This is a genomic window from Algibacter lectus (assembly GCF_900112395.1).
In the GTDB taxonomy this organism is placed as follows: Bacteria; Bacteroidota; Bacteroidia; order Flavobacteriales; family Flavobacteriaceae; genus Algibacter; species Algibacter lectus.
The window spans coordinates 262,858-277,216 of the sequence record NZ_FOLN01000006.1 but is presented as its reverse complement, the minus strand read 5'-3'; the positions used below and the strand labels follow the sequence as shown (position 1 = coordinate 277,216).

General features: G+C 32.6%; 13 protein-coding genes and 1 tRNA gene. 7 read left to right on the top strand and 7 right to left on the bottom strand.

The window, feature by feature from the left end; genetic code table 11:
* Positions 1-28 precede the first annotated feature (28 nt).
* Together BM246_RS12595 and lysA are read right to left on the bottom strand one after the other, a co-directional pair.
* Positions 29-967 carry a sterol desaturase family protein gene (locus tag BM246_RS12595; RefSeq protein ID WP_042506518.1) on the bottom strand — a complete coding sequence of 313 codons (939 nt, stop codon included), beginning with the start codon at positions 965-967 and terminating at the stop codon, positions 29-31.
* A gap of 136 nt (positions 968-1,103) precedes the next feature.
* Positions 1,104-2,339: a diaminopimelate decarboxylase gene (gene lysA, locus BM246_RS12590; protein ID WP_042500254.1), complete on the bottom strand. Its 1,236-nt coding sequence runs from the start codon at positions 2,337-2,339 to the stop codon at positions 1,104-1,106.
* A 194-nt stretch (positions 2,340-2,533) separates the two neighbouring features.
* Here lysA and sucC point away from each other — a divergent pair, with 194 nt between their 5' ends.
* Both sucC and BM246_RS12580 read left to right on the top strand, forming a co-directional pair.
* Positions 2,534-3,724, top strand: coding sequence for an ADP-forming succinate--CoA ligase subunit beta (sucC, locus tag BM246_RS12585; RefSeq protein ID WP_042500186.1), 1,191 nt, complete (start codon positions 2,534-2,536; stop codon positions 3,722-3,724).
* A gap of 146 nt (positions 3,725-3,870) precedes the next feature.
* Entirely contained in the window at positions 3,871-4,833 is a 963-nt protein-coding gene (locus BM246_RS12580) for a D-2-hydroxyacid dehydrogenase (protein WP_074938337.1), read from the top strand.
* Positions 4,834-4,857: 24 nt separating this feature from the next.
* Here BM246_RS12580 and BM246_RS12575 read toward each other — a convergent pair.
* Positions 4,858-4,943 (bottom strand) — tRNA-Leu (locus BM246_RS12575).
* A 69-nt stretch (positions 4,944-5,012) separates the two neighbouring features.
* On the bottom strand, positions 5,013-5,408 hold the full coding sequence (locus BM246_RS12570; protein ID WP_042503288.1) for a hypothetical protein: 396 nt from the start codon (positions 5,406-5,408) through the stop codon (positions 5,013-5,015).
* A gap of 123 nt (positions 5,409-5,531) precedes the next feature.
* Between BM246_RS12570 and BM246_RS12565 the strand changes: the two genes are divergently transcribed.
* Complete coding sequence (locus BM246_RS12565) at positions 5,532-5,972, top strand: Lrp/AsnC family transcriptional regulator (RefSeq protein WP_074938334.1); 441 nt, start codon at positions 5,532-5,534, stop codon at positions 5,970-5,972.
* A 10-nt stretch (positions 5,973-5,982) separates the two neighbouring features.
* Here BM246_RS12565 and BM246_RS12560 read toward each other — a convergent pair whose 3' ends face one another.
* Positions 5,983-6,369 carry a VOC family protein gene (locus BM246_RS12560; protein WP_074938333.1) on the bottom strand — a complete coding sequence of 129 codons (387 nt, stop codon included), beginning with the start codon at positions 6,367-6,369 and terminating at the stop codon, positions 5,983-5,985.
* Positions 6,366-7,583, bottom strand: a complete 1,218-nt coding sequence (locus tag BM246_RS12555; protein ID WP_074938330.1) for an MDR family MFS transporter — start codon at positions 7,581-7,583, stop codon at positions 6,366-6,368. Before BM246_RS12555 ends, BM246_RS12560 begins: the two co-directional genes overlap by 4 nt.
* Positions 7,584-7,875: 292 nt before the next feature.
* Here BM246_RS12555 and BM246_RS12550 point away from each other — a divergent pair, with 292 nt between their 5' ends.
* Positions 7,876-8,397 (top strand): DUF4252 domain-containing protein, encoded by a 522-nt coding sequence (locus BM246_RS12550; protein WP_074938327.1) that lies wholly within the window; start codon positions 7,876-7,878, stop codon positions 8,395-8,397.
* Positions 8,398-8,402: 5 nt separating this feature from the next.
* The gene (locus BM246_RS12545; protein ID WP_074938324.1) at positions 8,403-9,008 is read left to right on the top strand and encodes a DUF1684 domain-containing protein; all 606 of its coding nucleotides are present in this window, start codon (positions 8,403-8,405) and stop codon (positions 9,006-9,008) included.
* A 56-nt stretch (positions 9,009-9,064) separates the two neighbouring features.
* On the opposite strand, the gene BM246_RS12540 is transcribed toward BM246_RS12545, so the two are convergent.
* Positions 9,065-10,930, bottom strand: coding sequence for an ABC-F family ATP-binding cassette domain-containing protein (locus tag BM246_RS12540; RefSeq protein WP_042500199.1), 1,866 nt, complete (start codon positions 10,928-10,930; stop codon positions 9,065-9,067).
* A 105-nt stretch (positions 10,931-11,035) separates the two neighbouring features.
* Here BM246_RS12540 and BM246_RS12535 point away from each other — a divergent pair, with 105 nt between their 5' ends.
* Together BM246_RS12535 and BM246_RS12530 are read left to right on the top strand one after the other, a co-directional pair.
* Positions 11,036-11,839 carry a polysaccharide biosynthesis/export family protein gene (locus tag BM246_RS12535; RefSeq protein ID WP_042503273.1) on the top strand — a complete coding sequence of 268 codons (804 nt, stop codon included), beginning with the start codon at positions 11,036-11,038 and terminating at the stop codon, positions 11,837-11,839.
* 9 nt (positions 11,840-11,848) lie between these two features.
* Positions 11,849-14,299, top strand: coding sequence for an exopolysaccharide transport family protein (locus BM246_RS12530; RefSeq protein ID WP_074938321.1), 2,451 nt, complete (start codon positions 11,849-11,851; stop codon positions 14,297-14,299).
* Positions 14,300-14,359: the final 60 nt, after the last annotated feature.

Sequence of the window (14,359 nt, the reverse complement as noted above, 5' to 3'; positions counted from 1 at the left end):
TTACACAAAAAAAAACAAAACCTGAAAATTAAATTTTCAGGTTTTGTTTTTCTAATAGTTTTCTTTGTTGCTTAATGGTAAGCGAACTTCCATCATGGCTCCAACCAGGAGCGGCAAATGCATACATAAATTTATGATACCAGTTTTTCGATTTTTTCATATCGTTCCAGATATCTTTGTATTCGTGCGTTAAAATCACCAAAGGATTATATGAGTTTGGTGCATGTGTAACACCGTATTTTATTTCTATATTTTCATCTAGTTCTTTCCAAGTCCCAAATATTTTATCAAAAATATTTAAGAATCCACCGTGGTTTTTATCCATGTATTCAAAGTTTTGAGCATGGTGTACTTGGTGCATGGTGTGTGTGTTCATAAATTTTTCTATAATTCCCATTTTAGGAATATAAACAGAGTGTAATTGAAACTGCCAAAGCGCTTCAATACCTAAACAAACTACTAACATTTCTGGCGGAAAACCAATAGCAACAATCCACATATAGAAAAAAGGTTTGTATAAAATAGTAAACCAACCGTTTCTTACAGCAGTACCTAAATTAAAATTATCTGATGAGTGGTGTACAATGTGAGCGGCCCATAAAAAACGAACGTTATGGTTTTGTCGGTGGAACCAGTAATAACTAAAATCGTCTAGCAATTGGCAAATAATCCAGATGTACCATGCGTATCCAAAAGATTCATAACCCATAATATTGGTGCGTACACCATCTACTATAGGATTGAAAATTTCGTATACATAGTTAAAAAGAACAATAGCTGCTATGGTTTTTGTAAGTGGAGCTAAAACAGCGGAGCCAATCCCCATAGTAAGGCTGGCAGCTAAATCTTTCCAGTTGTATAGTTTCTGACTTCGTTCTTCTTTACGATGCTTACTGTATGAGAGTTCTAATAATATGAGTCCTAAAAAACAAGGAACTCCATATACTAAAGGGTTTGTAAAATCCATTAAAAAATATTTGTTTGTCTCCAAAAATAGCGTGATTTTGCTCGAAAACCTTAATAAAAATAGTTTTTTTGAATAAAAAAATCCGTTTTAAGATAAATTTACCTCAAAACGGATTTAAAATTTTATAAAAAGTAACTTACTTGGCAGCTACAGTTTCTTTTTGTTCAGAAAAATCGACAGCTATTTGATTGTGTAAAATATCATCAAAAGTTTCTCTTTTTCTAATTAAATGTGCTTTTTCATTGTACCATAAAACTTCCGCAGGGCGCAAACGTGAGTTGTAATTGCTCGCCATAGAGAAGCAATAAGCGCCTGCATTTTTAAAGGCTAAAATATCACCTTCATTTATTTCGTTTATTCTTCTGTTATTTCCAAAAGTATCGGTTTCACAAATGTAACCTACCACGGTGTAAAAACGCTCACGACCTTTTAAGTTCGAGATGTTAGTGATTTCATGGTGAGATCCGTAAAACATTGGGCGGATTAAGTGGTTGAATCCAGAATCTACCTGTGCAAAAACAGTTGATGTAGTTTGTTTTACCGCATTTACTTGCGCTAAAAAGTAACCCGATTCGCTTACTAAAAATTTACCTGGCTCAAAGGCTAAGGTTAATTCTTTACCGTAATCTTTACAGAAATCGTTAAATCTTTTTGAAAGCTTTTTTCCTAGCTCTTCAATATTAGTTTCTATATCGCCTGGTTTGTAAGGCACTTTAAAACCAGAACCAAAATCGATAAACTCTAAATTATCAAATTGTTTTGCGGTTTCAAATAAAATTTCACTTGCATAAAGGAATACTTCAATATCTAAAATATCACTTCCCGTATGCATGTGGATACCGTTAATATTCATTTTAGTATTTTCAACAATACGTAAAATGTGTGGTATTTGATGAATTGAAATTCCGAATTTAGAATCAATATGTCCAACAGAAATATTTGCATTTCCACCGGCCATAACATGTGGGTTTATTCTAATACAAACCGGTGTGTTTGGGTGTTTTGCACCAAACTGCTCTAAAATAGAAAGGTTATCAATGTTTATTTTAACACCTAATTTAGCAGCTTCTTCAATTTCGTTTAAAGAAACTCCGTTTGGTGTGAAAATAATTTGCTCAGGCTTAAAACCAGCAGCTAAACCTAATTGCACCTCTTGTATAGAAACGGTATCAATACCAGAACCTAAACTATGTAAAAGCTTTAAAACAGAAATGTTTGATAATGCTTTTACCGCATAATTAAGTTTTAACTTCTTAACATTTTTAAAAGCACTAGTTAAGCGTTTATACTGGTTCTCAATTTTATGACCATCATAAACATATACAGGGCTGCCAAATTCGTTGGCAATTTTAAGCAATTGACTCTCTTGCATGGTTTTTATAATTTTTGTCAAAGATATTTTTTTTGCTTCAATAAAAAATAAATAAAGTAAAAATTATACAAATTAAACATTTTGTTAATTATTTAACACTGAAAAATGGATAAATGATAATTTCCGCATAAAATAATTAGTGTAATTACCAACGATTATTTACATTTGTTGCACTTAAAATTATCAAGCAGATTATGAATTTACACGAATATCAAGGTAAAGAAATATTAAGCAGTTTTGGTGTACGTATCCAACGTGGTATGGTTGCTCAAAATGCACAGGAGGCAGTTGCTGCCGCAAAACAATTAACTGAGGAAACGGGAACAGGCTGGCACGTGATTAAAGCACAGGTTCATGCAGGTGGTCGTGGAAAAGGTGGCGGAGTAAAATTAGCCAAAAACCTTCAAGAAGTTGAAGACATTGCAGGACAAATTATTGGGATGGACTTAGTAACACCTCAAACGTCTGCTGCTGGTAAAAGAGTACACCAGGTTTTAGTTGCTGAAGATGTTTACTATCCAGGTGAAACTGAAACAAGTGAGTTTTATGTATCTGTTTTATTAAATAGAGGTACAGGTCGTAACATGATTATGTATTCTACTGAAGGTGGGATGGATATTGAGACGGTTGCTGAAGAAACTCCACATTTAATTTTTACTGAAGAAATAGATCCAAATACAGGTTTATTACCATTTCAAGCAAGACGCGTAGCATTTAACTTAGGGTTATCTGGTTTAGCGTTTAAAGAAATGACAAAGTTTATCACTAATCTTTATACAGCTTACGTAAAATCTGATTCTTCATTATTTGAAATTAATCCTGTTTTAAAAACAAGTGATAACTTGATAATGGCAGTTGATGCTAAAGTGACTATCGATGATAATGCACTTTACAGACATAAAGATTACTTAGCTTTACGTGATGTACGTGAAGAAAGTGCTATTGAAGTAGAAGCTGGAGAGCTTGGCCTTAACTATGTAGACTTAGACGGTAACGTTGGTTGTATGGTAAATGGTGCTGGTTTAGCAATGGCAACTATGGATTTAATTAAGCAAGCAGGTGGTGAGCCAGCTAACTTTTTAGATGTTGGTGGTACTGCAGATGCAGCACGTGTTGAAGCAGCATTTAAAATTATATTAAAAGATCCAGCAGTAAAAGCTATTTTAATTAACATTTTTGGTGGTATTGTTCGTTGTGATCGTGTTGCTCAAGGTGTTATTGATGCTTATAAAAACATGGGAACTATTAACGTGCCAATTATTGTACGTTTACAAGGTACCAATGCTGATATTGCAAAAGAATTAATTGATAATTCTGGATTGGCAGTAATGAGTGCTACAGAATTTCAAGAAGCTGCAGATAAAGTACAAGAAGTATTGGCTTAAGCTTTTACTACATTATATATTAAAAAGAGTAACGTTTAGGCGTTACTCTTTTTTTTGTGATATATTTTGAAATAGTTGCTGTTATTGTAATTTTCTTATAGTTTTATAGTTGAATGATTTTTGAAAAGAAATAACAGCAAAAAGATATGAAAATAGTAGTTCTAGACGGTTACACATTAAACCCAGGAGATTTAAGTTGGAAAGCAGTTGAGGCCTTTGGCGATTTAGAAGTGCATGATAGAACAGCTTTTGATCACGATACTATTATTAAACATATAGGTGAAGCTGAAATGGTACTCACCAATAAAACACCTTTACCAAAAGCGGTTTTAGAGAAAGCTCCAAACCTTAAATATATTAGTGTTTTGGCAACAGGATATAATGTTATTGATATTATAGCAGCTAAAGATTTAGGTATCGTGGTGTCTAATGTTCCTGTTTATGGTACACAGGCCGTGGGGCAGTTTACTATGGCGCTTATTTTAGAATTGTGCCATCATGTAGGTGACCATAGCAAAGCCGTTAAAAATGGCGATTGGACAAAGTCTAAAGATTTTTGTTTTTGGAATTCACCACTTATAGAACTTTCAGGTAAAACCTTAGGTATAATAGGTTTTGGAAGAATAGGGCAGGCTACAGCAAAAATGGCGCAAGCTTTTGGATTAAATATTTTGGCTTATAACCGAAGTCAGGATTTACGATTAGAATCGGAAACTTTAAAATATGTTGAATTAAATGAACTTCTTAAACAATCAGATTTTGTGAGTTTGCATTGCCCATTAACTGAAAGCACAGAAGGATTGATAAATTCGGATTCTATTTCAAAAATGAAGGATAGCGCGTTCTTGATAAATACATCGCGAGGTGGTTTAATTGTAGAAGAAGATTTAAAAAATGCTCTTAATAACAATAAACTAGCCGGAGCGGCTGTAGATGTTGTTTCTAGTGAGCCTATAAAAGCAGATAACCCTTTGTTAGAAGCTAAAAATTGTATTATTACGCCACATATTGCTTGGGCATCAAAAGAGGCTAGAGCAAGATTAATGCAAACCACGGCAGATAATATAGGAGCTTTTTTAGAAGGAAAACCAACTCATGTAGTGAGTTAACTATTTAGGTAGAGAGTAATATAGTGCGCACGAGAAGATTCGAACTTCCACATCCTAAAACGGATACTGGCCCCTCAAGCCAGCGCGTCTACCAATTCCGCCACGTGCGCATTTGAGGTTTTAAATCGGGCGTAAATATAATGATGTCTGTGTGAACTAAAAATATAAAAAGCAAATAATTACAAAGTAAGCAACCAACTGCGTTGAAGTTTCTTAAATTTCTTTAACTCACTACGTAGAATAGGTAAAAAGTCTTTCCCGTTACTATTAGATTTTTCTAAGCGGTACGAGTTTTTATAAAGCATATTTGTTAATCGTCTTAAAGATGCAATATGTTTATACTTTCTTTCAGAATAACGCTCTAATTCTACATTTACAATTTCGGGAACAAGTGATACAGATTGCTGAACAATATCTCCTGAAAAATAAATATCGGCATCTTCTGTTCCATCGGCTTTTAAACCCGATAAATCGTGACTTAAATACATAGAAATACGTTGAGATAAAGATAAAATCTCGATGGCTTTTTTATAAACCGGTAATTCCGATAGATTTGATGGGGTATTAGAATTCATTATTTTTTCTCTTCAGCAATTTTATCAAATTTAGCAACAAGAAATTATATTTGTCTTTAGATTTTAAAGTTAAAATGTATATTTGCTTTAAATATTAATTTATTATAGTTAAAATTCTTTTAAATGAAGTTAGATGCGCTTAATATAAAGATTTTAAAGTGTTTACAGCAAAATGCACGTATGTCTAATGCGGAAATAGGTAGGCAAGTTGGGATTACTTCGCCAGCAGTTTCCGAACGTATTAAAAAAATGGAAGACTTAGGGATTATTGAAGAATATAAAGCCATAGTGTCTCCTTTTGAATTAGGATATCAGCTAAAAGCCATTATTACACTCCGTGCTTTTATGGGGAAATTAAAGCCTTTTTTAGATAAGGTGAAAACGTATGATGAAGTAGTGAATTGCTACCGTATTACGGGCGACGAAAACATTGTAATGGAAGTGGTATTAAAAAACCATAAACATTTAGAAGTTTTCATTGATCAATTGATAAGTTATGGTGAAACTAAAACACAAATTGTACTGTCTCGTGTTGTTAAACAAAAGGGAATTAAGCCGATTTAAATGTTGCAATTTACACTTCGGAAGGTATACGCCAAGCCGGATTTTTTCTGTTTTCTCCAGCATAGAATAAAATAATATTATTGTCATCAGGATCTTTCAAATGTGCTTCACGCCAAAGCCAAGGTTTATCGTTTGGTAATTCAGTGAAAATAATGCCTTTCGTCATAAGTTGTTCAACCCAATCATCTAGATTTTCATCTTCAAAATAAACAGTGATACCGTTTCCTTCAGGTAATTTTTCTACTCGATGTATTGAAAACGTCGCATCACCATCTAGACATTCAAAACGTACATATCTTGGAATGGAATCTACAATAAGCTTCAATCCCAAAATAGTGTAAAACTCTACTGCTTTTTCAACATTAGTAGAAGGTATCGTTATTTGGTTTAAGTTCATGCTAGTCTTTTCTTTTTCTGTGTATTTAAATATCGACTTAAAGAGAATAATAAAAGTACGCAAAAGCCTGCTAACATTGTAAAAATGTACCAAGTATTATTAAAACCTAGATCGTCAACCATGTGCATACCTGCATTGTGTGCAAAAATATGGGCAATTGAAAATGCTATGGAATAGAGTGCCATATATTCACCTTGATTTCCTTTTTTTGCACGATCTAGGGCAAAAGCATTCGAGAAAGGAAACGTGATCATTTCACCTAAACTCATAAATAACATACCAATTATTAATACGCCAGTCCATGAGGTTAGGTTTAAAACCAAGATGCTTATACCAAGCAATATGGTGCCGAAAATCATGAGACCCGATTTTGTGAAATTGGTACTCTCTAACCATTTTATTAATGGCATTTCCAATAGGAAAATAGCAAAACCATTCATACCCAAAAGAATTCCAATATCAAATTCTGTTAAGCGATGGATATCTTTGTAGTATAAGGGCATAGTAGAAAAATACTGTAAAAATACAATGCCAAATAATACCATAGCAACTAAGAATATTAAAAATGCTTTGTCATGATATGCAGAGCTTGGGTTTTCATTTTTTACTGTATCTAAGACTCTAGCTTTTTTAGGGTGTAAAACTTTAATAAGTAAACCTGTTGCTAAAATACAAGTTATACCATCGACCCAAAATAACCCACCATAACTTAGAGTTGTAATTATAATACCGCCAACTGCTGGGCCTACAGAAAAACCAAGGTTTATAGCAAGTCTAATTAAGGTTACCGATCGCGTTTTGTTCTCAGGTTTGCTGTATGCGCTAAGTGCGACAAACATGGCCGGACGAAACATATCGGCAACGAGCATAACTAGAAATATACCAAAGCAAAAGCTTGCAAAGGTGTTTAGAAATTGAAGCGCAATAAATAAAACGCCGGTTGAAATTAAACTTCTAACCATAACTTTGTAGTAACCAATTTTATCGGTTAATTGTCCGCCAAGCCAAGATCCAACCACAGAACCAAGGCCAAAGGCACTCATAATCCATCCAACATCTTTTAAAGTGAAATCTAGATTTTCGGTGAGATAAAGCGATAAAAACGGTATAACCATGGTGCCAGCTCTATTTATTAAAGTAATAAGAGCGAGCCACCATACTTCGTGAGATAAGCCTTTAAATGTGTTGATGTAGTTGTTAAATAGCGTTTTCATTTTTATTGATTTTTATTGCTTAGTTAGAGCAACTTTTTGAAAATATAATTTTGATTGAATTTGAAATTTTGGAAAATAAAAAAGTCCGACTGCGAAGTCGGACTTTTAAAATACTGAAAATAATATATGTTTATATCATCACAACATAGAGCAAGCCCAACCTATTCTCTTATAGCGAGAGGTCCATAACTTTCTATAAATAGTGACGTTACTTTGCATTATTGATAATTTATTTGGTTAAATGTATTTAAAATTTTCTTAAGTTGTATTTTTGAAATGAAATAATTTAAAAATGAAGAAAATATACATAGGTTTAAGTTTGTGCTTTTTACTGGTATCTTGTGGTAGTAGTTTTCAAGGGTTTTATAACAATCATAAAGCCGATATGGGAACCACATCTTTTCAAGTTCCTAATTTTATGAAAGCAGTTTTAAGTCAAATTTCACCTGAAGTAAAACATGCTATCGGTAATATATCAGACTTGAAATTTATAAAGTTTGATGCGCTTAGTAAGTTTAAACGCGAGAGTTTAATTGCTGAAATTAATGCCGTAACTAATAGTGGTTATACTGATGTTTTTAGAAAGAATGATGTGGTTAATACGCGTATAATTTCAGTAAAAGAATTAGGCGTAGTGGTAACCGATGCTATTATCTTTAATAGTACAGAAAACGAAACAATAGCTTATTATTTACAAGGGAATTTTGACCCGGAAAAAATTAAATCTCTAGCAGATGAAGATGCTTTTGGCGAATTTTCTAACAGTTTAATGCAATCTTATAATACCAATATAAACCCATCTTTTAATCCATAAAAACAATGAAGAATTTAATGTTAATGGCTGTAGTTTTAATGTCTGTTTTTAGTTGCGGGCAAAATAAACGTCCCATTTTAGGGGAAACGGAATTCCAAAAAACAATAAATGCAGAGTATAAAGATGCTTCTACATCACCACTAAAAGACAAAGACAGAAAGGTGTTTGAAAGTTTAGAGTTTTTTAAATTTGATTCTACTTATGTTGTTACAGCTCAATTTAAACGTGTTGAAAATGCCGAATGGTTTAATATGAAAACTACAACAGACCGTGTTTCTAAAGAGCGTGTTTATGGCGTTTTGACTTTTGAATTGAAAGGAGAAACGTTTAGTTTAAATGTTTATCAAGGACAGGAATTAATGACTAAAGAAGGTTTTGAAGATTATCTTTTTCTTCCTTTTTTGGATGAAACTAATGGTTTGGAAAGTTATGGTGGCGGTCGTTATCTCGACATGAAAATCCCAGACTCTAATACCGTAGTTATAGATTTTAATAGCGCCTATAATCCATATTGCGCTTATAATGAGCGTTTTTCTTGCCCGGTTGTACCTCGTGTTAATTATTTAAAAACCCGAGTAGAGGCTGGTGTTAAAGCGTTTAAAAAACACTAATATTTAATTCCCACAAGTTTATTGAGCTTATGGGAATATATAGTTGAATGTGGTTGTTAATCGTCCAGCTTTGCTGAAAGTTCTAACCAACGTTCTTCTTTTTCTTCTATGGTATCAATAATAACTTGAAGTTTTCCGGAAAGTGTGTTTATTTGGTCAGGTGTTAAATCTGGATTGTTAAATTTTGATTCTAATTCCTTTTTATCAAACGTTAAAGACTTTATTTTGCTTTCAATGTTATTTAACTCCTTTTCTTCGTTGTAAGAGAGTTTTTTTGCATCCGTTTTCTTCCAAGCATTTTTTTCTTTTTTATCCTCGGAATCAGCTGCGGAAATAACATCTTGACTGTCCTCGTAAATCCGGTAATCGGTGTAATTCCCTGGGAAATCTTCAATTTCACCTTCGCCTTTAAAAACAAATAAGTGATCGATTACTTTGTCCATAAAGTACCTATCGTGAGTTACTACAATTACGCAACCGGGAAAATCTAAAAGGAAACTTTCTAGTACGTTTAGTGTTACAATGTCTAAATCGTTGGTAGGCTCATCTAGTATTAAAAAGTTTGGGTTTTGAATTAAAATGGTGCATAAGTACAAGCGTTTACGCTCGCCACCACTTAGTTTTTCAACAAAATCGTATTGTTTTTTTCTACTGAATAAAAAGCGTTCTAAAAGTTGTTGTGCAGAAATTTGTTTTCCTTTTTTTAACGGAATGTAATCTCCAAACTCACGAATAACGTCTATAACTTTTTGTTCTGGTTTTATGGTAATTCCGCTTTGAGTATAATAACCAAATTTTACAGTTTCACCTTTGGTAACTTTACCAGAGTCGGGCTGCGCTGTTTGGGTTAATATATTTAGAAATGTTGTTTTTCCTGTTCCGTTTTTTCCGATAATACCGACACGTTCTCCTTTTTGAAACATGTAGTTAAAGTTGTCTAGAATTGTTTTGTCTTTAAAGCTTTTTGATACTTTATGAAATTCTAAAATTTTACTACCCAAACGTTCCATGTTTAGTTCTAATTGAACTTCGTGATCGTTACGGCGTTGGTGTGCACGGTGTTTTATATCTGCAAAATCATTAATTCTAGATTTTGATTTTGTAGTACGTGCTTTTGGTTGACGACGCATCCAAGTAAGCTCTTTTTTGAAAAGTTGTTTAGCTTTGTTGGTTTCTATGGCATCATTTTCTATACGTGCTTCTCTTTTTTCTAGGTAATATGAGTAGTTTCCTTTGTAATTAAAAATCTGACCTTCGTCTAGTTCTACAATTTCATTACAAACACGTTCAAGGAAATACCTGTCGTGCGTTACCATAAAAAGTGTAATATTTTCTTTAGCAAAAAAGGATTCTAACCACTCAATCATTTCTAAATCTAAATGATTTGTTGGTTCATCTAAAATTAGTAAATCCGGTTTATTAATTAATGCATTTGCTAGTGCTAAACGTTTTATTTGTCCACCAGAAAGCACGCTTACTTTTTGAGATAAATCTTCTAATTTAAGTTTAAAAAGTATTTGCTTGTATAGGGTTTCAAAATCCCATGCTTCATGGCGTTCCATAGCATCAAAAGCGACTTGATAAGCGTCTGTGTCGTCTGGGTTTAAAAGTGCTTTTTCATAATTCGAAATCACTTTTAAAATTGGGTTTTCACTAGCGAAAATAGTTTCTTCAATTGTTAAGTTTTTATCAAACTTAGGGTCTTGTGATAAAAAAGAAACGGCAATACCTTTTCGGAAAGTTACGCTACCAGAACCTGGTTCGTCATCTCCTGAAAGAATATTTAAAATAGAGGTTTTACCCGTACCATTTTTAGCCACGAAAGCTATTTTTTGATCTTTGTGGACACTGAAAGAAACGTTTTCAAAAAGTGTAAGTTCTCCGTAAGATTTCGATATGTTTTCTACTGTTAAATAATTCAAGTCTATTTGTTTTTTTACAAAGAACGTCTAAAAAACCAAAAAAAAGGGTATAAGTTTTATTCTTCACGGTGAAAAGTTATATTTGTGGTTAATCTATTAGCCTATATGTTAAAACAATTTGCTTTTTTTACTCTTTTCGCAATTACGTTAGTAAGTACTTCTTGTATCACAAATAAAGACGTTGTCTATTTACAAGATAAAGGAACCGTAATTAGTGATTCTTTGCAAATACAAGCATTGGCTAAGCCTTATAGGGTGCAGATTAATGATATTTTGAGTGTTAATATAAAATCTTCAGATAGCGAATTAAAAGAGTTGGTTGAAATCTTTCAGCCTACAGAACAAAGTGGTAGTGTAGGAAGTTCTCAAAATTTATATTTTAGTGGATTTACGGTAGATTTACATGGGAATATTGAATTTCCTATTTTGGATAAAATCAATGTTTTGGGATATACTACTGACGAAATTGAAGATGAAGTTAAAAAAGCATTGTTAGATAAGTATCTAAAAGATGTTTCTAAAATTTTTGTTACAGTAAAATTGGCTGGATTACGTTATACAGTTACCGGTGAAGTTGGAGGTGGAGGTGTATTGACTTTGTTTCAAGATAGAGTGAATATAATTGAAGCTTTGGCAAATGCTGGGGATATTCTTGATACTGGAGATCGAAAGGATATATTAGTTATAAGGCAATACCCTGATGGACAGAAAATTCATCATATTGATTTAACAGATATAGCGGCTATGAAATCTCCATTCTATTATATACAGCCTAACGATATGATATTGGTTAAACCTTTAAAACGTAAATCTTTAGGAGCAGGCCAAACAGCTACACAAACTTTAACAACAATAGCGAGTATTTTTTCTGTAGTGATATCAACTTATTTCTTAGCTAAAAATCTTTAATTCGGAAATATGAAAGAAGAATTTGATGATTTAGACTCTACTCCAGCATTTGATATAAAGGCGTTTTTATTTAAGGCACTTAGCTATTGGAAGCTTTTTATTTTATGTGTTGGTATAGGTGTTTTTGTTGTTTATCAACAGAATATTAGAAAACAGCAGTCTTACAGGTTATCAACAAAGATATCGATAGAAGATGATAAAAATCCATTGTTTACTTCTAGCACAAACTTAACCTTTAATTACGGAGGGGTTTCAGGAAAAGTACAAACTTTAATAAATACTTTACAATCAAGAAGTTTACATGAGCAAGTGGTTAGTAATCTTCAATTTTATGTTACGTATTTAAAACAGTCTAGGTTTAGGAAAGATGATGTATATAAACAGGTTCCATTTAAATTTGTAATAGATACATCAGCTTTTCAATTAATCAATATTCCTGCAAAAATCACTTTTTTAGGGAATAATCAAGCAGAACTAGAGCTTAATTTTGAATCTGATGTAGCCTATGCTCAAAAGTATTCTGATTTTAAAGTTAAAACAATAGCAGTGCCTATTGGTGTGATTACAAAACATTTTAGATTAGGAGAGGTAATTGATCTACCATATTTAAAAGGCAGAATAGATTTGCTAGAGGATGAATTCGTGAAACCTGGAGATTCTTATTTTTTGCAGTTTAGTAACTTTGATGCTGTCGTAGCGCAATATCGTGGTCGGTTAGCAGTCAATAATCCTCGGAATTCTGCGATAATAAACCTTAGTATGGTAGATAATAATACTAAGAAAATCGAGGACTACCTTAACGAAACGGTTCGTGTGGTTACTAAAGAACAGTTGGCTCGAAAAAATCAATTTGTTACGAATACTATTAAATTTATTGATAGTCAATTGAGTCGTGTCAAAGATTCTTTAACAGGCAATGCAGATGCTTTAAATGCTTATCGTTCTAAAAATGGAATTTATAGCCTTGATCAGGAAAGTGAATTACTTTCATCTAAATTAGCTGATCTTGAATTACAACGTGATGAGATTAATCGAAAAAAGGAATATTACTCAAGCCTAAAGTCTTATTTACAAACTAGTCAAAGTTTTACAGATTTACCCGCTCCTTCTGTTGCAGGTATTGATGATGGAAATATTTTATCTAATATATCTAAAATTAACTCTTTATCTGTTCAGAAAGCGAAATACGAAGCAACAGTTAAACCTGGAGCATCGATTTTTGACGATTTAAACAGTCAAATAGAAAGTATCAAGTTGGTGTTGTTAGAAAATATTAGTTCCACTACTAACGGTATTAATAGAGATTTTAACAGTATTAATTCTAAAATATTATCAGTCAAGGAACAATTTAGTAGATTACCGAGAGATCAGCAAAATTTGTTGGATATAGAGCGCCAATATTTACTAAATGAAAAAACTTATAATTTGTTTTTATCTAAACGTGGTGAAGCAGATATTATCAAATCTGCAACCGTCTCTGATATATTATGGATTGATTCAGCAAAAAACACAGGTGCTCAACCTATAGATTTGAAATTAAGTTCTCGGTATATGTTTGCTTTGTTTGGAGGCATTTTGCCACCTTTATTGTTAGCTTTTTTAGTTACATTTTTCGATACAAAAATTCATTCACCGCAATCTTTGGAGGGGCTAAGTGTTATACCCTTATTAGGTGTAGTTGGTAAGAATGTTCTAGATAATAATTTGGCAGTTCATAGAAAACCTAAATCATCTGTAGCAGAATCATTTCGGGCTATTCGGTCGAGTTTGCAGTATATGTATAAGCAACATGATGCCGATAGTACAAAAACAGTTATGATTACCTCGTCTGTAAGTGGTGAGGGTAAAACGTTTTGTTCTATTAATATTGCAACGGTATTTGCTTTAAGTGGAAAGAAAACCGTTTTAGTGGGATTAGATTTGCGCAAGCCTAAAATTTTTGGAGATTTTAATATTCAAAATGATATTGGTGCTGTAAATTATTTGATAGGTCAGAAAAATTTAAAGGAGGTTACTCAGGCTACTAAGGTTGAGAATTTGGATGTTATCACTTCTGGACCTATACCTCCGAATCCATCAGAGCTTTTAATAAGTAAAAAGATGACGGCTTTAATGGAGGAACTTAAATCGAAATATGATTATATTATTTTAGATACACCTCCGGTTGGTTTGGTTGCAGATGCCATAGAGTTATTGAGGTATTCGGATGCATCCTTGTATGTTGTTAGACAGGATTATTCCAAAAAAGAGATGCTGACTTTAATCAATGATAAGTATAAGAAAGGCGAAGTTAAAAATATCAGTTTTTTATATAATGGTTACGATCAAAAAGGGAAATATGGATACGGCTATGGTTATGGATACGGTTATGGTAACTATGCGAATGGTTATCATGAAGAAGTTAAAACCAAAGTGTCTTTTATTGAAAGTCTAATTAGTTTTTTTAATCCTTTTAAATAAATAATAAAATATAAATTTGGAAAGTAAACCTATTAAATCTGATTGGTTATACACCATATC